The organism is Sphingomonas rhamnosi (assembly GCF_036663615.1).
Lineage (GTDB): Bacteria > Pseudomonadota > Alphaproteobacteria > Sphingomonadales > Sphingomonadaceae > Sphingomonas.
On sequence record NZ_JAXOJJ010000005.1, the window covers coordinates 263,916 to 283,716 of the forward strand.

The 19,801-nt window shown below is 67.4% G+C and carries 18 protein-coding genes; 4 read left to right on the forward strand and 14 right to left on the reverse strand.

The window, feature by feature from the left end:
* The first annotated feature begins 19 nt into the window (after positions 1-19).
* Genes pufL through U1701_RS12805 form a run of 4 tightly spaced genes read left to right on the forward strand, consistent with a single transcriptional unit; the run spans position 20 to position 4,217 of the window.
* Positions 20-844 carry a photosynthetic reaction center subunit L gene (gene pufL / locus U1701_RS12790; protein WP_332782944.1) on the forward strand — a complete coding sequence of 275 codons (825 nt, stop codon included), beginning with the start codon at positions 20-22 and terminating at the stop codon, positions 842-844.
* A 10-nt stretch (positions 845-854) separates the two neighbouring features.
* Complete coding sequence (gene pufM, locus U1701_RS12795) at positions 855-1,829, forward strand: photosynthetic reaction center subunit M (protein WP_332782945.1); 975 nt, start codon at positions 855-857, stop codon at positions 1,827-1,829.
* Positions 1,826-2,914, forward strand: a complete 1,089-nt coding sequence (pufC, locus tag U1701_RS12800; RefSeq protein ID WP_332782946.1) for a photosynthetic reaction center cytochrome PufC — start codon at positions 1,826-1,828, stop codon at positions 2,912-2,914. The genes pufM and pufC overlap by 4 nt, the downstream gene beginning before the upstream one ends.
* A 40-nt stretch (positions 2,915-2,954) precedes the next feature.
* Positions 2,955-4,217, forward strand: a complete 1,263-nt coding sequence (locus U1701_RS12805; protein ID WP_332782947.1) for a DUF3422 family protein — start codon at positions 2,955-2,957, stop codon at positions 4,215-4,217.
* A gap of 164 nt (positions 4,218-4,381) precedes the next feature.
* On the opposite strand, the gene hemA is transcribed toward U1701_RS12805, so the two are convergent.
* The 14 genes from hemA to bchF are packed head-to-tail and all read right to left on the reverse strand — an operon-like array spanning position 4,382 to position 19,753.
* Entirely contained in the window at positions 4,382-5,602 is a 1,221-nt protein-coding gene (hemA, locus tag U1701_RS12810) for a 5-aminolevulinate synthase (RefSeq protein WP_332782948.1), read from the reverse strand.
* 12 nt (positions 5,603-5,614) lie between these two features.
* Positions 5,615-6,394, reverse strand: coding sequence for a putative photosynthetic complex assembly protein PuhE (puhE, locus tag U1701_RS12815; protein WP_332782949.1), 780 nt, complete (start codon positions 6,392-6,394; stop codon positions 5,615-5,617).
* Positions 6,391-7,449 carry a magnesium-protoporphyrin IX monomethyl ester (oxidative) cyclase gene (gene acsF / locus U1701_RS12820; protein ID WP_332782950.1) on the reverse strand — a complete coding sequence of 353 codons (1,059 nt, stop codon included), beginning with the start codon at positions 7,447-7,449 and terminating at the stop codon, positions 6,391-6,393. Before acsF ends, puhE begins: the two co-directional genes overlap by 4 nt.
* On the reverse strand, positions 7,446-7,742 hold the full coding sequence (locus U1701_RS12825) for an O2-dependent cyclase accessory protein (RefSeq protein ID WP_332782951.1): 297 nt from the start codon (positions 7,740-7,742) through the stop codon (positions 7,446-7,448). The genes acsF and U1701_RS12825 overlap by 4 nt, the downstream gene beginning before the upstream one ends.
* Positions 7,739-8,215, reverse strand: coding sequence for a photosynthetic complex assembly protein PuhC (gene puhC, locus U1701_RS12830; RefSeq protein WP_332782952.1), 477 nt, complete (start codon positions 8,213-8,215; stop codon positions 7,739-7,741). Before puhC ends, U1701_RS12825 begins: the two co-directional genes overlap by 4 nt.
* On the reverse strand, positions 8,212-8,868 hold the full coding sequence (gene puhB / locus U1701_RS12835; RefSeq protein WP_332782953.1) for a photosynthetic complex putative assembly protein PuhB: 657 nt from the start codon (positions 8,866-8,868) through the stop codon (positions 8,212-8,214). The genes puhC and puhB overlap by 4 nt, the downstream gene beginning before the upstream one ends.
* Positions 8,859-9,629 (reverse strand): photosynthetic reaction center subunit H, encoded by a 771-nt coding sequence (gene puhA / locus U1701_RS12840; RefSeq protein WP_332782954.1) that lies wholly within the window; start codon positions 9,627-9,629, stop codon positions 8,859-8,861. Before puhA ends, puhB begins: the two co-directional genes overlap by 10 nt.
* Positions 9,630-9,640: 11 nt before the next feature.
* Positions 9,641-11,155 carry a BCD family MFS transporter gene (locus U1701_RS12845; RefSeq protein WP_332782955.1) on the reverse strand — a complete coding sequence of 505 codons (1,515 nt, stop codon included), beginning with the start codon at positions 11,153-11,155 and terminating at the stop codon, positions 9,641-9,643.
* A complete protein-coding gene (bchM, locus tag U1701_RS12850) occupies positions 11,152-11,838 on the reverse strand; it encodes a magnesium protoporphyrin IX methyltransferase (protein ID WP_332782956.1) in 687 nt (228 codons plus the stop codon). Before bchM ends, U1701_RS12845 begins: the two co-directional genes overlap by 4 nt.
* Before the next feature lies 1 nt (position 11,839).
* Positions 11,840-12,745, reverse strand: a complete 906-nt coding sequence (gene bchL / locus U1701_RS12855) for a ferredoxin:protochlorophyllide reductase (ATP-dependent) iron-sulfur ATP-binding protein (RefSeq protein WP_332782957.1) — start codon at positions 12,743-12,745, stop codon at positions 11,840-11,842.
* A gap of 10 nt (positions 12,746-12,755) precedes the next feature.
* Positions 12,756-16,391, reverse strand: coding sequence for a magnesium chelatase subunit H (locus U1701_RS12860; protein ID WP_332782958.1), 3,636 nt, complete (start codon positions 16,389-16,391; stop codon positions 12,756-12,758).
* Positions 16,381-17,976: a ferredoxin:protochlorophyllide reductase (ATP-dependent) subunit B gene (bchB, locus tag U1701_RS12865; RefSeq protein ID WP_332782959.1), complete on the reverse strand. Its 1,596-nt coding sequence runs from the start codon at positions 17,974-17,976 to the stop codon at positions 16,381-16,383. The genes U1701_RS12860 and bchB overlap by 11 nt, the downstream gene beginning before the upstream one ends.
* Positions 17,976-19,247 carry a ferredoxin:protochlorophyllide reductase (ATP-dependent) subunit N gene (locus U1701_RS12870; RefSeq protein WP_332782960.1) on the reverse strand — a complete coding sequence of 424 codons (1,272 nt, stop codon included), beginning with the start codon at positions 19,245-19,247 and terminating at the stop codon, positions 17,976-17,978. The genes bchB and U1701_RS12870 overlap by 1 nt, the downstream gene beginning before the upstream one ends.
* A complete protein-coding gene (gene bchF / locus U1701_RS12875) occupies positions 19,244-19,753 on the reverse strand; it encodes a 2-vinyl bacteriochlorophyllide hydratase (RefSeq protein WP_332782961.1) in 510 nt (169 codons plus the stop codon). Before bchF ends, U1701_RS12870 begins: the two co-directional genes overlap by 4 nt.
* Positions 19,754-19,801 lie beyond the last annotated feature (48 nt).

Below are 19,801 nucleotides of genomic sequence, written 5' to 3' on the forward strand. Positions count from 1 at the left end.
CGGGCGGCGGAGAGATGCCATGGCGCTGCTGAGCTTCGAGCGAAAATATCGGGTGCGAGGGGGCACGCTGATCGGCGGCGACCTGTTCGATTTCTGGGTCGGTCCCTTCTACGTCGGGTTTTTCGGCGTAATGACCGCGATCTGCGCGTCGCTCGGCACCGCGCTGATCTTCTACGACGCGTCTTTGGGTAACAGCTGGAACCCGTGGCTGATCAGCATCGCGCCGCCCGATATCAGCTATGGCCTCGGTCTGGCACCGCTCCGCGAAGGGGGATTCTACCAGGTCATCACGATCTGCGCGATCGGCGCGTTCGTGTCCTGGGCGCTGCGGCAGGTCGAGATCTGCCGAAAGCTGGGGATGGGGTATCACGTGCCCTTCGCCTATGGCTTCGCGATCTTCGCCTATGTGTCGCTGGTGGTGATCCGCCCATGGATGCTCGGCGCCTGGGGGTTCGGCTTCCCCTACGGCATCTTCAGCCATCTCGATTGGGTGTCGAACACCGGCTACCAATATCTGCATTTCCACTACAATCCCGCGCACATGATCGCGGTGAGCTTCTTCTTCACCACCGGCGGCGCGCTCGCCTTCCACGGCGCGCTGGTGCTGTCGGCGGTCAATCCCGGGCCAGGCGAGACGGTCAAGTCGCCCGAATATGAAGACGCGTTCTTCCGCGACACGATCGGCTATTCGATCGGGACGTTGGGCATCCACCGGCTCGGGCTGTTCCTGGCGCTCAGTGCCGGGTTCTGGAGCGCGATCTGCATCATCATCTCGGGGCCGCTGTGGACGCGCGGCTGGCCCGAATGGTGGACCTGGTGGCTCAACCTGCCGATCTGGTCCTGAGGGGGGTACGATGGCACGCTATCAAAACATCTTCACGCAAGTGCAGCTGCGGGGGCCGCTCGAATCGGGGCCGCTACTGCCCCCGGGCAGCTTCCGCCGGATCGGCAACGGCAGCTACAACTACTGGGCGGGCAAGCTCGGCGCAGCGCAGATCGGGCCGATCTATCTCGGCAAGCTGGGTATCGCGTCGCTGATCTGCGCGTTCACCGCGTTCGAGATCATCGGGCTCAACATGTTCGCGAGCGTCGGCTGGGATCCGATCCAGTTCGTCCGGCAGCTCCCCTGGCTCGCGCTCGAGCCGCCGGGCCCGCAATGGGGCTTCCAGATGCTCGTCCCGCTCGCGCAGGGCGGCTGGTGGCAGATGGCGGGCTTCTTCATGACCAGCGCGCTGATCCTGTGGTGGGTCCGCACCTTTGCGCGGGCGCGTGCGCTCGGCATGGGGACCCATGTCGCGTGGGCGTTCGGTGCGGGGATCTTCCTGATCATCACGCTCGGCTTCATCCGGCCGATGCTGATGCGCAGCTGGGCCGAGGCGGTGCCGTTCGGCATCTTCCCGCACCTCGACTGGACCGCGGCGTTCTCGATCCGCTACGGCAATCTGTTCTACAACCCGTTCCACTGCCTCTCGATTGTCTTCCTCTATGGATCGACGATGCTGTTCGCGATGCACGGCGCGACGGTGCTCGCCACCGGCCGCTACGGCAGCGAACGCGAGATCGAACAAATCGTCGATCGGGGCACCGCGTTCGAACGCGGTGCGTTGTTCTGGCGCTGGACGATGGGGTTCAACGCGACCGCCGAATCGATCCATCGCTGGGCCTGGTGGTTCGCGGTGCTGACGCCCTTGACCGGCGCGATCGGCATCCTGCTGACGGGCACGGTGGTCGACAATTGGTATCTCTGGGCGATCCTGCACGGTTATGCACCCAGTTACCCGAGCACCGGCGTGATCGACCCGGCGTCTCTGCCGGGAGCATCGCAATGAACCGCGTCGCGACGATCGCCACGTTGAGCGGCGCCATCATGCTCGCAGGCTGCGAGCTAGGCGCCAAACAGTCGACACAGACCGGGTATCGCGGCACCGGACTCGAGCAGATCGTCGATGTCAGCAGCATCGCGAAGGCCGCCGTGATCCCGCCGGCGCCGTATCCGCTGCCACCCGATGGCGGCCCGACCGCGGGGCAGAGCTACCAGAACGTCAAGGTGGTGGCGGGGCTCAGCAAGGAGCGGTTCGACCATCTGATGGCGGAGATGAACCAGTGGGTCGCACCGCCCGAACAGGGGTGCAATTACTGCCACAACCCCGAGAACATGGCGTCCGACGAGAAATACACCAAGGTCGTCGCGCGGCGGATGCTGCAGATGACGCAGACCATCAATTCGCGCTGGGCAAGCCACGTCAAGCAGACCGGCGTGACCTGCTATACCTGCCACCGCGGCAATGCGGTGCCCGAGTATAAATGGGCGAATGCCGAGGGGACGGTGGAACCCAACACGATCCTGCGTAACAAGCACGGCCAGAACTCGCCGAACCAGAATGTCGGCTATTCGTCGCTGCCCTATGACCCGTTCGCGCAATATCTGAACGGACGCGCGCAGGTGCGGGTCGCGAGCGCCAGCGCGTTTCCGAACGCGGATCATATCGTGTCGATCAAGGCGGCCGAGCAATCCTATGGCCTGATGATGCACGTCAGCACCGCGCTGGGGGTGAACTGCACCTATTGCCACAACAGCCAGTCGTTCCGCGCCTGGAACCTCAGCCGGGCGCAGCGCGGGACCGCCTATTACGGCATCCGCATGGTCCGCGACATCAACACGAACTATATCAGCTCGTTGCAGGCGGTGTTCCCGGCGAACCGCAAGGGCCCGCACGGTGACCCGTACAAGGTCAATTGCACGACCTGCCACCAGGGGCTTTCGAAGCCGCTGGGCGGGGTGAGCATGATCGCACAGGCGCCGATCCTGTGGGGTGGCGCGATGCCGGCGGCGATTCCGGAGGGTGGCGCGGGCGCGGCCACCGCGGTGCCTGCCGCCTTTGCGAAGCCTGCGACGATGACCGACAACAAATGACCCCGGCCGCGCCGATCGCGGCGCGGACCGGGTTCTCCGCGTGTCTCGCGACGTGACGATCCGCAATCACGCGTTGCGGGCGGCGCTGTCGGAGGAAATGCACCTGCGGCGGCTGCCACGGTTCGCGGCGCCGTGCCGGCTGGTCCAGATCGTCACCGTGCTGGAGGAAGAGGCCGCGGAAGCGGCGCGGCGGCACGTCATCGGCTTGGCTGAGGCGGCGCGCGTCATCGTGCCGATCGCGGAGAAATACGGCGTCATCGCGTTCGACGCGATGACGCTCGTCTGGGAGCGGCACACCGAATTCGCCACCTATACGCTGCTGCGCCCCGGCGCCTTCGACGCGCCGTTCGATCCCGCCGTGTTCGATCCCATCCTGCCGACGCTGCTGGCGGAGATGCCGGGCAGCGTCATCCGCGCTACGCAGATCGCGGTCAGCCGCGACGTCACCGATCCGCTACCGACCGAGATCGCAGCCTGGTTCTCGCCCGAGGCGACGATCCTGTGCGACGTCGCCGACGGGACCGCGCGGATCGTCTCCGATTTCCGGTTAAACGGCGATGGCTATGGACGATTGCTGGTGCAGGATCGCGGTCTCGAGCGGGACGAACCATCGCAGCTCGTCATTCGGCTGCAGGAGCTGGGCAATTACCGCAACATGGCCTTGCTCGGCCTGCCGCTCGCACAGCGCCTGACCCCGAGTGTCAGCGCGCTGGAGACGCGGCTCGCGCAGCTCACGCTCGCCGTGTCGGAACGTACGTCACAAGACGACCAGCTGCTCGACGAACTGACCTTCCTGTCGGCGCAGCTGGCGCAACTGGTCGCGGAGACGCGCTACCGGATGAGCGCGACGCGGGCCTATGCACAGCTTAGCACCGACCGGCTGGCCAGTTTGAGGATCGGCGCGGTGCGCGGATACCAGACGCTTGGTGACTTCACAGAGCGGCGGCTGGCGCCCGCGGTCAGGACCTGCGATTCCTTTTCCGCGCGGCTGGAGGATCTGTCGCAGCGCGCCGCCTGGACCAGCGAATTGCTTCGCACGCGGATCGATATCGCGCTGTCGAAGCAGAATCGCGACCTGCTGCTCTCGATGGATGCGCGCGCCAAGGTGCAGCTGCGGCTGCAGCAGACGGTCGAGGGATTGTCCGTCGTCGCGATCAGCTACTATCTCGTCGCGCTGGTCGGGTATCTTCTGTCCGCGTTGCCGGGCGTTCGCCACGATCTCGCGGTCGCGGCGACGGTGCCGGTGGTGGTCGCGGTGGTCGCACACGGCCGATGGCGATTGCACCGGCTGATCGGGCACTAGCGCGCCGCGAGGGGCCGAGGTCCGCGTTCGTCTTGGGTGAAGGCGAAGAGGTCCGTTGCTGCCACCTGTTAAGCCCCTGGTGCATCGCACCCGTCCGCATGAGGATCGGGTGCGAGCCCTTGCCCGCTGGAAGGGGCGTCGACGACGGGTGCGTCGACCCCCGTTCAGGCCGCCATCGCGCGGCGGGCGAGTTCGCATTGCGACCAGATTTCGCTCAGCGCGCGGACCAGCTTGTCGATGTCGTCATCGGTATGGACCGGCGACGGGGTCAGCCGCAGCCGTTCGGTGCCGACGGGGACCGTCGGATAATTGATCGGCTGGACATAGATGCCGTGATGTTCGAGCAGCCAGTCGCTGATCCGTTTGCACTTGTGCGCATCGCCCACCATGATCGGGATGATGTGACTGGTATTGTCGAGCGTCGGGATGCCCATCGCGTCGAGCTGGCGCCGGACTTTCGCGACGCGGTCGCGCTGGCGGGTCCGTTCGATCTGGCTGGTCTTCAGATGCCGGATGCTCGCGGTGGCGCCTGCGGCGAGCGCGGGCGGGAGCGCGGTGGTGAAGATGAAGCCGCTGGCGAAGCTGCGGACGAAGTCGCACAGCGCGGCCGACGCGGCGATATACCCGCCCATCACGCCGAACGCTTTGCCCAGCGTCCCCTCGATCACGGTCACGCGGTCCATCAGCCCCTCGCGCTCGGCGATGCCGCCGCCGCGCGGGCCGTACAGGCCGACGCCGTGGACCTCGTCGAGATACGACATCGCGCCGTGCGCTTCGCAGACGTCGAGGATCTCGGCGATCGGCGCGATGTCGCCGTCCATCGAATAGACGCTTTCGAACGCCACCAGCTTGGGACATGCGGGATCGAGTGACGCCAATCGCCGGTCGAGATCCTCGGGCGAATTGTGCGTGAACTGCTGCACCTCGGCCCGACTGTGACGGATGCCTTCGATCATCGAGGCGTGGTTGAGCGCGTCGGACAGGATCACGCAGCCGGGTAGCCGCGCGCCGAGCGTGCCGAGCGCCGCCCAGTTCGAGACATAGCCCGAGGTGAACAGCAACGCCGCTTCCTTACCGTGCAGATCGGCGAGTTCGGCCTCGAGTTGGACATGACTGTGCGTGGTGCCCGAAATGTTGCGGGTGCCGCCCGCGCCCGCGCCGCACCGGTCGAGCGTTGCGTGCATCGCGTCGAGCACGTCCGGATGCTGACCCATGCCGAGATAGTCGTTCGAACACCATACGGTGACTGGGCGGGTCTGTTCGCCGAGGAACTGCTCGGCCGCGGGGAAGGCACCGGCCTTTCGCTCGAGTTCGGCAAAAACCCGGTAGCGGCCGTCATCCTTGAGCGTGGTCAGCTCGGATTCGAAAAATGCCTCGTAATTCATGCAAACTCCCCGTCAGTCGGTGATGGCGGCTTTGGCCGCTCGTGTGGATGAAGAAGCCCAGCGCCACATTTTCGCGTCGCGGAGCGGCAGGACCAGGAACAGATGCTCGACGACGCCGAGCACCGCGAGCCCAGCGAGCAAGGTGGCGCTCGCCGACGCACCGCTGCCCGCCGGCGCGGCTTCCGCCGCCGTCCACGCCCAAACGGCAATGCCGCTGCTGAGCAGGATCGAGAACGGGAACAGGGCATTCATGCGGCGCGTGCGGAAATAGCTTTTCAGATAGGTCAGATGCGCCGGAAACACCTCGTCGCTGAGGTTGGGTACGCCCAGATACAGGTTGAACTTCGCCGACACACGCAACACGAACAGCAGCAAGAAGGTGAGCGGCGCGGCCTGGTTGGGCTGGCCCCAGGTCACAGCGAACAACAGGATCGCGGTCGCCGCGATCGCGAGCTCGTGGTGGATCACGGTCGCGGTCGCCGCCTTGAAGCGTGCCCAGCCGACCGCGTCCGACGGACATTCGGCGCGGTTGGGTCCGGCGACATGCCCCATCAGGAAACTCATTTCGTGCCAGCCCCAGATCACGATCGCCGCGCCGAACCCGACATAGGCGCCGCTCGCGCTGGTATCGCCGGCCTTCGCCCAGACCAGTCCGATCGCGGCGATCGCCACAGTGCCGGCGAGGATCAGGCTGGTCCGAAACGTGTGCGCCGGCCGGCTGTCCAGCCAGACCACCGCCGCGGTTCCGATGAACCACATCAACAGCGCGAAGAGGAGCGGGGGAAGAGTCACCAAGCCGGGACCAGGCGGACCGAAGCGGGGGCGGTGTTGCGCTTGACCGGGGTGAGGTACAGCCAGGCGAAACTGGCCGCGGCCGCGCCGATCAGCCCGATCCGTTTGACCGCGCCGACGATCCCGCCTTGCGCCTTGGCCGCGTCGATCCCGCCGGCGATGCGGCGCATCCGTTCCAGCCCGGCGCGGAAACGCGGCGCATCGGTATCGAGCACCACCGGGAAGACCTGCCGCGTGATCGCCGAGCAGACCGTGAAGACGCGCGCGTCATAGTCGGTCGGGTCGATGCCGAGCGCCTTGTGGAACGCCGGGCGGTTGTGATCACGGACGTACATCGTCGCATAGACCGCGACGAGGAAGAAGCGGATCCACAGCGCGTTTACTCCGCGCAGCAGCTTCGGATCGGTCCGCATCAGGATCGCGAAGGCATCGCCGTGGCGGAACTCGTCGTTGCACCAGAGTTCGAACCAGTCGAAGATCGGATGGAAGCGAAGCTCCGGGTGCGCCGCGAGATGGCGGTAGATCGTGATGTAGCGCGCATAGCCGATCTTCTCGCTGAGATAGGTCGCGTAGAAGATGAATTTCGGGCGGAAATAGGTATATTTCTTGGTCCGCGTGAGGAAGCCGAGGTCGACGCCAATGCCGGCATCCTTCAGCGTGTCATTGATGAAACCCGCATGACGGCTTTCGTCCCGGCTCATCAGCTTGAACAGCTGCTTGATGTCGGGGTTGGTGACGCGCTTGGCGATCTCGGCGTAGAGGATGCAACCCGAGAACTCGGCAGTGAGCGAACTGACGAGGAAGTCGGTGAATTCGGCGCGCAGATCCCCCGGCAGGCTTTCGATCACGCCGTCGAACGCGTCGGTGCGCTTGAAGTGCAGGCGGTTGGGATCGGCGGCCATTTCGCCGATTAGCGCATCCCATTCGGCGCGGACCGGGCCAACGTCGATACGGTCCATCGCCGCGAAATCGGTGGTGTAGAAGCGCGGCGACAGCACGGTATCCTGACGCGCGATGGCTAGCGTGTCGGCGGTAAAAGGCGTGATCGCGTTCATACTGTCGTCCGATCCGAAAAGCTGACCTCGTAAAGTTCGGCCATCGCGAAATGCCCGGCGAACTTGGTCCACAGCCGCCCGGCAAGCCCGGCACGCTCGACCGTGGCGAGCCGTTCGACCACGCGACGTTCGCCGAACGCCACGCGGATCGGTGCGCCGTGGACGCGGACACGGTCACCCGGGCCGATAGCGACGTCGCCGGCGAGCTCGACATGCGCACAGAGGAATTCGTCGCTATGCTCGATCTGGATACGGCAGGGCGTGTCGAACCGGGTGCGGAGCAGCGCGGTCATGCGGTCGGTCCCTTCGCATCGAGCAGCGCGGCGAAGGTCGCGCGGTTGGTCGTGCCGAAGGCCGTTAGCTCGATCGCGCGACCGGTGGCGGTATCGACCAGCGACAGCTCGCCGTCGCGCCACAGCGTGAGCGTGAACGGTGGACCGTCGCCGATGCCGCGCGCCCGCCGCTCGCGCGCCAATCCGCGCATCACGCCGCGGATGAAGCCGGTCTCTTGGCCGGGTGCGATCACCGACGCGGTTGCGCCGCCGACGTCCGCGATCACGACGGCGCCATCGGCGCGGTCGATGAAGCGCAGGGCACGCGACCGCACCGGCGTGATATGCGCCCGTTCGCGCAGCAATGTGGGCGAGGCGGCGGGGGGGATATCGGCGATCCGCACGATCGTGGTGGCGGCGAGCGCGAACAGCACGAGCGCGCCTGCGCTGATCAGCGTCCCGCGCGGCAACATATCGGTGTGCGTGCCGCTCATGCCGCCTGCGCTCCGGCAAAGACGGGTGACGGCGCCGCGATGGGGTCGGGTTGGGTCAGCACCCCGTCGGCCTGGACGTCGAGACAGGTGCGCGCGACGAGCGCGGCCACATCGGCGGCGTCGGGCAGCGCGCGGAGCATCGGCTGCGGCGCCGCGACCTTCCACGGCCGGGCATGCGGCCACACCGCGATATAGCCGAGTTGCTGCCGCCCCGTGATCGCCAACGCGACATCGCCCAGTCCGTCAGCGCGCATCGCGAGGTCGACCGAGCCGATCTGCGCGAGCGGCAGGTTGATGCATTTGGGAAGCGCCATGCCGATCCGCAGTACGATGCGGCGGTTGGTCAGCGTGTAGATCGTCGTCCGCGCGGTCCCCCAGGCGAGCAGATGGAGCAGCGCGACGCCGACGATCCCAGCGATGATCGTCATCGCGGTGCCGGTCAGATCGGCCGGGGAACGGATCCCTTGCAACGCAGCGCTCGACAGCGCCCAGAGCGCGAGCAGCGCGAAATAGACCGTCACCAACCGGGTATGGAATGCCGCGCGCGCGAGCGCCTGGCGGTCGGGCCGACCCTGCCAGAGGATGCGTTCGCCCGGGGGCAGCAGCCCGGGAAGCCCGGGAATCGGCTCATTGTCATATTCCGTCACAGCCATGGCTCCTGCCGGTCGGGCGTGGCGTAGAGATAGCCACCGCCGAAATAGGCCTGCACGCGCTCCTCCTCGTACAAGGTGATCTGGTCGCTGGCCTCGATCCGCGGCGCGCCGGCGAACTGGCTGGCGAGCAGCGCATCGATGACGACGCGCCGGGCGCCACGCTCGACCGTCGCCATCATCATCGGCGCGAGTACCGACCCCGCGCCGACATCGACCTGCAGATAGCGGATCAGCCGATCTGCACGATCGATCCACAGCGTCTCCACCGTTCCCGCGACCGCGCCGTCCGCGCCGACGACCGGCCAGCCGAGCAGATCGGGATCACCAGCGGCGACTGTGTAATCGGCCGCCGCGGAGAGTGGCACGATGCGGGGATGGCCCTCCATATCGATATCGGGGCGTTTGGCGCGATTGGCCCAGGCCGCCGGTCCGATCCCGTCGGCGAGTGGGTTGCCGGTGGGAGCGTAAGGCGCGCCGGCGAAGCGATCGGTGCGCCGCGCGGCGATGTCGACCGGCTCGCGATCTTCCGCGCGTGGTACGAACACGCGGCCGTGGCCGAACGGCAGCAGGAAGGATTTGGGCGACGCGGTGTGCAGCGGACCCCCGACGGTATCGAGCCGCCCGGTGGTCTCGTCCTCGAGCGGATAGCCCTCGCGGCGATCCTCGCGCCGCAGATAGAAGACGAGGCAGATGAAGAAGAGCACGAACGCCCAGAAGACCAACAGGGCGACATCAATGCCGGGCGTGATTTGCGGGTTCATGATGGTCCCTTTCAGATCGGAAAGTCGCTGAGGCCGAAGCGCGACCGCACCGGCGATACTGGAGCACGCGGTTCGCTGCCGCGAACGAGCGGGCCGAGCGCGACGAGCATGCCGAGCAGCAGCAGAATCTCGACGCAGTAGACAAAGGCGTAGCCGGTCAGCGGGCTGGCCAGCGTCGCGCCGAGATCGCGCGCCACCGCGGCGGTCGACACGATATCGCGCGCGAACGCGCCCAGCGCGATCGCCAGGCCCGCGCAGGTCGCCTGCACCGCGCCCCAGGCGCCGAGCGCCAGACCGGTGCGTCCGGCCAGGCGCTCCTCATCGGCGATCGCCATCGCCGCGGTCAGCGTGCCGACCGAGAACAGCCCGCCACCGAACCCGATCAGCGTCGCGCCGATCGCGAGCAGGGTGACCGCGGGCAGCGCACCCGCGAAGATTACGCACAGGAACGCGGCGATTCCCAACACCCCACCGAACCCGGCGAGACGGTGCGGATCGTCGCCGTCTGCGAGCCGCTGCGCCGCCAGCGCGAAGCCACTCAGCATCCCGACCGCCCACAGGGCCGTCAGCGAGGTCGTCGCGCCGACCGACAGCCCGAGGATCTGCCCGCCATAGGGTTCGAGCAGAACGTCCTGCATGCTGAACGCCGCGGCGCCGAGCCCGACAGCGACCAGCAGCCGCATCGTCCGCGGGCGGGCGATGAACTGCGCCCAGGCGTCACCGAATGCGGGGGCGGGGGCGCGCGCTGCTTCCGGGTTGCGATTGCGCGCCTCCTGCTTCCACAGCGCGATGAGGTTCAGCGCCATCGTCAGCATCGCCGCGCCCTGGACGATCTGCACCAGCTTGGTCGGGGTGAAATCGGCGAGCAGGCGACCGATCACGATCGCGCTGACCATCATTCCGGCGAGCAGCATCACGTACAACAGGGCGACCACACGCGGGCGCGCATCGTCGGGCGCGAGATCGGTCGCGAGCGCGAGCCCCGCGGTCTGCGTCGTGTGCATCCCCGCGCCGACGAGCAGGAACCCGACCGCCGCGCCGATCTGGCCGGCCCAGGCCGGGCCGGTCCCGCCGCCGGTCATCACCAGCAGCGCGAACGGCAGGATCGCCAGCCCGCCGAACTGCAACAGCGTGCCGAACCAGATATAGGGGACGCGCTTCCAGCCCAGCACCGACGCGTGGTGATCCGATTTGAAGCCGATCAGCGCGCGCAACGGCGCGAACAGCAACGGCAGCGATACCATTGCGGCGACCAGGCTGGCCGACATGCGGAGCTCGACGATCATCACGCGGTTGAGCGTGCCGGTCAGCAGCACCGCGGCCATGCCCACCGAGACCTGGAACAGCGACAGGCGGAGGATGCGGCCGAGCGGCAGATTCTCGGTCGCGGCATCGGCGAAGGGCAGGAAACGGCTGCCGAGCCGGTTCCAGAACGTGCCGGTGCGCAGCGCGACGAGCTTGGGCGAGGCGGGCTCCGTCTTGGCACGTGGGGCCAGCGAGGCCTTCAGGGCGGTCAGGTCGCTCACCCGGGAAGCACCTCGAGCGCGTGGCTGGTGTAGAAGCTCGCCGAGATACGCTGGTCGCGCCCGAGGCGTGCATCGGGCAGCGCGGCCTGGATCAGCGTGCGCAGCCGGGCGTCGCGGACCGGGAGGATCGCCGGCGATCGGTCGCTCCGCGGGAACAGCCGTCCGGCACCGAGCATCGCCATCAGCAGCGGCGTCTGCGGCGCGAAGGTGAATGCGATCGATCCGCCGGTGCGATCGGCCAACGTGCCAACGACATCGACGATATCAGACGCGGGGTAATGGATCAGCGAGTCCATCGCCACGACATGGTCGAACCGGCCGAGCGCAGGGTCGCGCATGTCGCCGACGCGCCAGTCGATCGCGAGCCCCTTGGGCGCACGCGTCCGCGCGATATCGACGAGGCTGCCGGCGACGTCGATCGCGACCACTTCGGCTCCCCGTCGTGCTGCCTCGACCGCCAGCGCGCCGGTACCGCAGCCGGCGTCGAGCAACCGACGGCCAGTGAGATCGGCCGGGAGCCAGGAGAGCAGCGTGTCGCGCATCCGATCACGCCCGGCGCGGACGGTGGCGCGGATGCCGCTGACCGGCGCGTCCGAGGTCAACTGTTCCCAGGTCTTCGACGCGGTACGGTCGAAATAGGTCTCGAGGTCGGACCGGAACCGGGCGTAGGTGGCCGTCGTCATCTTACTCGAACCCCAGGAATTCGAAGATGTCGCGGTCCTTCATCGGCTCGGCTTGGAGCGCGGGCAGTCCCGCCCACATCGTTGCGGCGAGACGCTTATATTCCTCGCAGACCGCCGCGACCTCGGGGGTCTGTTCCATCTCGAACAACGTGCATTTCTTGAGGCGGCTGCGGCGGATCGCATCGAGATCGGGGAAATGCGCCAACGTCTTCAAGCCGGTGGCGGCGTTGAACCGGTCGATCTCGTCGGTCGCGGCCGATCGGTTGGCGATCACGCCGGCCATCCGCACGTCGTAATTCTTCGCCTTCGCCTTGATCGCCGCGACGATGCGGTTCATCGCGAAGATGCTGTCGAAGTCGTTCGACGCGACCACCACCGCGCGCTCGGCATGCTGGAGCGGCGCGGCGAACCCGCCGCACACCACGTCGCCCAGCACGTCGAACAGCACGACGTCGGTCTCTTCGAGCAGATGATGCTGTTTCAGCAGCTTGACCGTCTGCCCGACGACATAGCCGCCGCAGCCGGTGCCCGCCGGCGGACCGCCGGCCTCGACGCACATCACGCCGTTGAACCCTTCGAACATATAGTCTTCGGGGCGCAGTTCCTCGGCGTGGAATTGGACCGTTTCGAGCACGTCGATGACCGTCGGCATCAGCTTCTTGGTCAGCGTGAAAGTGCTGTCGTGTTTGGGGTCGCAGCCGATCTGTAGCACCCGCTTGCCGAGCAGCGAGAAGGCGGCGGACAGGTTGGACGAGGTGGTCGACTTGCCGATCCCGCCCTTGCCATAGACCGCGAACACCTTCGCATTGCCGATGCGATCGGCCGGGTCGAGCTGCACCTGAACGCTGCCATCGCCGTCTAGGCCAAGCCTGTCGCGGGTGCGGACGGGGGGATCGAGCAAAGCCATTATATGTTCCTCATGCGGCCACTGCGATCACGCCCTCGAGACGATCCTCGAGCTCGTCGCTGGCGGCGTGCAGCGCGGCGAGCGTGTCTGCATCGGGTGTCCAGAATTGCCGATCGCTTGCCTCGATCAGCCGGTTGGCGACGCGTGCGGACGCCTTGGGGTTGAGTGTCGCGAGCCGATCGCGCATCGCCGGATCGAGCACGAACGTCTCGCTGATCCGCTGATAGACCCAGGGGCTGACATCGCCGGTCGTCGCCGACCAGCCGACCGTGTTGGTGACGTGCGCCTCGATATTGCGGACGCCTTCGAAGCCATGCTTGAGCATGCCTTCGTACCAGAGCGGGTTAAGCATCCGCGTGCGCGTTTCGAGATCGACCTGTTCGCCGAGCGTGCGGACCTTGGTTCGCCCTTGCGTCGCGTCGAGGATGTAAACCGGGGCTGCGGTGCCGCGTGCGCGCGTGATCGCGCGGCTGATCCCGCCCAGCGCGTCGACATATTGGTCGATATCGGTAACGCCGAGTTCGACCGAATCGAGGTTCTGGCAGGCGAGATCGACCCCCGCGAGCGCGGCCTTGAACAGGTCGGGGTGTCGCGCCGGGCTGCCGCTGCGGCCATAGGCATAGCCCTTTTGCCGTTCGAACACCTCGGCGATCTCGTCGGGATCGGTCCATGCGCCATTGTCGATCAGCAGGTTGACGTTGGCGCCATACGCGCCCTCGGCGTTGGAGAAGATCCGCAGTGCTGCGGTTTCGAGATCGCAGCCATGCTGCTCCACATGCGCCAGGCTGTGCTTGCGCACGAAATTCAGGTCGAGCGGTTCGTCGGCATTCGCGGCGAGCCACGCTGCCTCGGCCATCATCCTGGTCTGGAGCGGCAGCAGGTCGCGGAAGATCCCCGACAGAGTCACCACCACGTCGATCCGCGGCCGCCCCAGTTCGTCGAGCGGTATGAGTTCCGCGCCCGACAGCCGGCCATAGCCATCGAAGCGCGGCCGCGCGCCGATCAGCGCGAGCACCTGCGCGACCTGCGTGCCTTCGGATTTGAGGTTGTCGGTGCCCCACAGCACCATCGCTAGCGTTTCGGGGAACGCCGCGCCGCTCGCGAGGTGGCGCGCGATCAGCGCCTCGGCCTGCGCGGTGCCCTGTGCGACCGCGAAGCTGCCGGGGATGCGGAAAGGATCGAAGCCGTGGACGTTGCGGCCGGTCGGCAGCACCTTGGGGTTGCGCAGCACGTCGCCGCCGGGCGCGGGGCGGACGTAGCGCGCGTCGAGCGCGTGAACGAGCGCGTCGAGCTCGGCATTGGCGGGGGTGAGCAGGGGGTCGGCACCCGCCGCGATCAGCTGCGCGAGCGTCTCTTCGGTCAGCGGGTCGCCGAGCACGTGCAGACCTTGCGGGATGAGTTCGCGTTCGACTTCGTAGAGTCGTGCCGACAGGGCGGTAAGGTCCCAAGCGTTCTGTGCTTCGGCGGCGTGGCGTGGCCCGATCGTCGACAGTGTCTGCGTGGAAGCCAACTCCGGAACGCGTTCTTCGTGGTGCGACGGCACCATATCGAGCGCCTCGGCCGCCTCGCGGATCATCGGCTCCAGCGTCGCGCGCTCCGTGTCCGAGGGCGACGACCGCCAGCGTTCGAGCAACGCCTTGAGGTTGGTCAGCCCCTTGTACAGTCCGGCTTCGGCGAGCGGCGGCGTCAGATAGCTGATCAACGTCGCGCCCGAACGGCGCTTGGCGATCAGCCCCTCGGACGGGTTGTTGGCGGCGTAGAGATAGAGGTTGGGAACGTCGCCGATCAGCCGTTCCGGCCAGCAATCGGCGCTGAGCCCGGCCTGTTTGCCTGGCATGAATTCGAGCGCACCATGCGTGCCGAAATGCAGCACCGCGTCCGCCGCGAAATCCTCGCGGAGCCAGCGATAAAAGGCGCTGAACGCGTGCGTCGGGGTGAATCGGCCTTCGAACAGCAGCCGCATCGGATCGCCTTCATAGCCGAACGCGGGCTGGATGCCGATGAAGACGTTGCCGAACCGCGCGCCGAGGACCTGGATCGACCCGCCGTCGCTCTGCTGCTTGCCGGGTGCCGGACCCCATTGCGCCTCGATCGCGGCGAGGTGGGGTTCGCGACGGACATGATCGTCCGCGGAGACGCGCGCATGGACATTGGCGTCGGCGCCGTAGCGCGCGGCGTTGCCGTGCAGCACCGCGTCGCGCAGCGCGTCGACGTCGGCGGGCACGTCGACGTCATAGCCTTCGGCGGCCAGCTTCGCGAGCGTCGCCTGAAGCGACTCCCACACCGCAAGATGCGCCGCGGTGCCGGTCGCGCCGGCATTGGGAGGGAAGTTGAACAGCACGACCGCGACTTTCCGATCGGCGCGGGCGGAGCGTCGCAGGTCGACGAGCCGGGCGACCTTGGCCGCCAGCGCTTCGGCGCGTTCCGGGCAGGACTGCATCTCGCGTGTCAGCCCCGATTGCGGGAAGGTGCAGTGACGTCCGCACCCGGTGCATGGCTCCGATCCGTCGGCGCGGCCGCCGAACACGCTGGGCAGGATCGCGCCGTCGAGTTCGGGGATCGCGACCATCATCGTCGCCTCGATCGGCAACAGGCCCTGCCGGCTCGCGCCCCATTGCTGCAGCGACTGGAACTCGATCGGGTGAGCCGCGACATAGGGTACGTCGAGTTGCGCGAGCACCGCCTCTGCAGCTTCGGCGTCGTTGTACGCGGGGCCGCCGACCAGGCTGAACCCGGTGAGCGAGATGACCGCGTCGACGACCGGTTTGCCGTCGGCCATGAAGAACCGCTCGATCGCTGGGCGCGAATCGAGCCCGCTCGCGAACGCGGGGATCACGCGCAGGCCCTTGGCCTCCAGTGCGGCGATCACCCCGTCATAATGCCCCGTGTCCCGGCCGAGCAGGTAGGAGCGCAGCATCAGCACGCCGACCGTACCCCGCGCGCCGTCGTTGCGCGGGAGCGCGTCGACCTGCTCGGCCATGCGGCCCGCGAGCGCGGGGTGGTAAACGCCGACATCGGGATAATCGTGCGGCGCATCGGGGCGGGTGGCATGGCCGGCATAGCGGCTCGCGAGCGCCTGGATCATCCCGACGACATTGTCGTCGCTGCCCGCCAGCCAATATTGCAGCGTCAGGAAATAGGCGCGGACGTCCTGTGCGGCGCCGGGGATGAACTTCAGCATCTTGGGCAGCCGCCGCAGCATCTTCATCTGCCCCGCGCCCGACGATGCGCCTGGCTTGGTCGATCCGCGCATCCGTTTCAGCAGCGCGAGCGGGCCCTTTGCGGGCCGATCCATGCGATAGTCGCCGAGCCGGGTCAGCTTGACGACTTCGCTGCTCGACATCAGCCCGACCATCGCCGCGCAGTCTTCGCGGCGCGCGGTAAGCGCGGGGAGGACGGCACGGATGTGATCGTCCAGAAACAACATCGTCGCGATGACGATGTCGCCGCGCGCGATGTCGGCGGTGCAGCGATCGAGCGCGCCGGGTTCGCGGTCCCAGTCGGCGGCGGCGTGGAAGCCGACCGTAATCCCCGAGGAGTCGGCGGCGAACCGTGCGGCCGCGCGCTCGACTGCGCCCGACAAATGGTTGTCGAGCGTGACGATCACGACATGAAGCGGGGCCGGTGGGGGTGCGCTAGCGGGCATGATGCGCCTTTGCGTCGTAGAGGGTGTCCAGCGTGATCGTCGCGAGCTGGCGCTCGGCCGCGAACTTCTCGGTGTTGCGGCGCGCCTTGCCGCGCACGAAGAACGGGATTTTCAAAAGCTCGCGCTCGGCTTCGGGCGACCACACGCCCCCTGCCGCGTGCGGGAGGGGGCCGGGGGGCGGGCTTACGCTTTCCTCGACGGCATCGGTCGAGGCGGCGCTGAGCCCACCCTCGCCCCCCCCCGAAACCGGGAGAGGGGAAGAGCCGTGGCCGAGATGGCTCGCCCCGGCGGCATCGCTGAATTCGAAATCGTCGCGGAACATCGTCAGCAGATGCTCCTCCAGCCCCATCACCAGCGGATGCACCCAGGTGTCGAACAGCACGTTGGCGCCCTCGAACCCCATTTGCGGGCTGTAGCGCGCGGGGAAATCCTGCACGTGGACCGGCGCCGAGATCACCGCGCAGGGGATGCGCAACCGCTTGGCGATGTGGCGCTCCATCTGCGTCCCCAGCACGAGTTCGGGATGCAGCGCCTGGATCGCCTCCTCGACCGCGAGATAATCGTCGGTGATCAGCGGCTCGACGCCATAGAGCGCCGCGGCGTCGCGGACATCGCGGGCGAATTCGCGGTTGTAGCAGCCCAGCCCGACCACTTCGAAGCCGAGTTCGTCCCGCGCGACACGTGCCGCGGCGATCGCATGAGTCGCGTCACCGAAGATGAACACGCGTTTGCCGGTGAGGTAGGTCGAATCGACCGAACGGCTCCACCAGGGCAGGTTGGACGTGTCGAGCGCGGGGGCTGGATCGACACCGGCCAGCGCGGCGACTTCGGCGATGAAGTCGCGCGTCGCGGCATGCCCGATCGGCACGGTGCGAACGGTCTTCTGGCCGAAGGTCTTCTCCAACCAGCGCACAGCGGTGTCGCCGATTTCGGGGTAGAGCAGGACGTTGAAATCCGCCGCGCCGATCGTCGCGATGTCCGCGGGCGATGAACCGAGCGGCGCGACCATATGGACATCGACGCCCAGCGTATCGAGCAGCCGGGTGATCTCGATCACGTCGTCGCGGTGACGGAAGCCCAATGCCGTCGGACCGAGCAGATTGGCGCGCGCGCGACGCCCTTCGCGCGGAGCGGGGCGGGCGGTCTTGTCGGCGAGGGTGCGGACGAGTTGGTAGAAGGTTTCGGCCGCGCCCCAGTTCTCCTTGCGCTGGTAGCTGGGCAGCTCGAGCGGGATGACTGGGCAGGGGAGCGCCATCGCTTGGGCCATGCCGGCGGGATCGTCCTGGATCAGCTCGGCGGTGCACGATGCGCCGACCAGCATCGCCTGCGGCTGGAACCGCGCATAGGCGTCTCGCGCCGCCTGCTGGAACAGTTCGGCGGTATCCTTGCCCAGATCGCGCGCCTGGAACGTGGTGTACGTGACCGGCGGGCGCTTGTCGCGGCGCTCGATCATTGTGAACAGCAGGTCGGCATAGGTGTCGCCCTGCGGCGCGTGGAGCACGTAATGCACGCCCTCCATCGCGGTGGCGATCCGCATCGCGCCGACATGGGGTGGCCCCTCATAGGTCCAGACGGTCAGCTGCATCAGACCCTCAACACATCGCGCCGCCGCAGCGGGCGCGCAAAGAGTTCGGCGAGATCGCCGGCCTGGTCGAAGCCGTGGATCGGCGAGAAGACGAGCTCGATCGCCCATTTGGTGGTCAGCCCCTCCGCCTCGAGCGGATTGGCGAGGCCCAAGCCGCAGACGGTGAGATCGGGACGTGCAGCGCGAACGCGGTCGAGCTGCTTGTCGACGTCCTGGCCCTCGCTGAGCAGCGTCTCCGGCGGCAGCAGTGCCAGTTCATGCGCGAGGTGGCGGCGGTGGAGATAGGGTGTCCCGACCTCGACCGGCTGCATCCCGAGCTCGGTGGCGAGGAACCGCGCCAGCGGAATCTCGAGCTGCGAATCGGGCAGGAAGGTGATGCGTTTGCCCTCGAGCCGGGTGCGGCTGTGTTCGATTGCGCACTTGGCGCGCTCGCGGCCCGGCGCGATGGTGCGGCGGAAGTGCATCTCGTCGATGTCGAACGCCTGTGCGGCGGCGTGCAGCCAGTGCGTGGTGCCCTCCGCGCCGAACGGAAACAGCGCATCGAGCCGGGTCGCGCCGCGATCCTCGAGCGCACGCGCGGTTTCGCCGAGGAAAGGTTGGGCGAGCAGGAAACGGGTCTGCGGTCCGACCGGCGGCATCGCTGCGGCACGCCGCGCGGGCAGGCTGTGGACCGGGCCGATGCCGAGTTCGGCAAACAGCCGCAGGAACTGGTCCTCGACGACGTCGGGCAGCGCGCCGACGATCATCAGGCTGGGCACGCCGCTGGTGTCCGCGGTCGCATCCGCGACCAGCGCGGCGAGGCAGGCGTCCTCGCCTTCGGTAAAGGTGGTCTCGATCCCGCTGCCCGAATAATTGAGGATCTTGGTCGTGCCGGCATGCTTGACCGAAAGCCGTGCGGCGGCGCGCGACAGGTCGAGCTTGATCACCTCCGACGGGCACGAGCCGACCAGGAACAGGAGCTTGATCTCGGGCCGGCGGGCGAGCAGTCGGTCGACGACGCGGTCGAGCTCTTCGTTGCAGTCGGCCATGCCAGCAAGGTCGCGTTCCTCGATGATCGCGGTGGCGAAGCGGGGTTCGGCGAACACCATCACGCCGGCTGCGGATTGCAGCAGATGTGCGCAGGTCCGCGACCCGACGACGAGGAAGAACGCGTCCTGCACCTTCCGGTGCAACCAGATGATCCCGGTGAGCCCGCAAAATACCTCGCGCTGCCCGCGTTCGCGCAGCACGGGGGCATCGCACCCGAGCGCGGCGGGCAGCGCCGGGGTCACCCTGCCACCGCCATGCCGGGTGCCGCCGCCTGCAGCCGCGCGGCACGTAGCTTGATCAGGAACTGCGTGGCGTTGATGGCGTAACTCGCATAGGCGGCGAGCGCGAGCAGCATCCGTCCATGCTCGCTGCCGAGGTCGCCGATCAGCGCGATCAGATAGGCGGTGTGCAGCGCCAGCACGAGCATGCTGAACACGTCTTCCCAATAGAAGGCGGGCGCGAACAGCCACCGGTCGAACACGATCTTCTCCCAGATCGATCCGGTGATCATGATCGCGTAGAGCGCGATGGTCTTGATGACGATCGAGACCGTCGCCGCGCCCGCGCCGTCGCCGGTGGCCAGATAGCGCAGCACGAGCACGAGACTGACCAGGAAGATCAGGAACTGGATCGGTGCGAGAATGCCCTGGACCAACGTCCAGCGGGACGAATCGCGGCGGCGGCGTTGCTCAGGCGTATAGAGCGGCGGCGCCCCGTTCTGTCTTTCCGCGAAGGAAGCATTCCCCACCCGCATCGCTTTCCGCCTGCTCGATTAATTGACCGAAGAGTAAGCCCA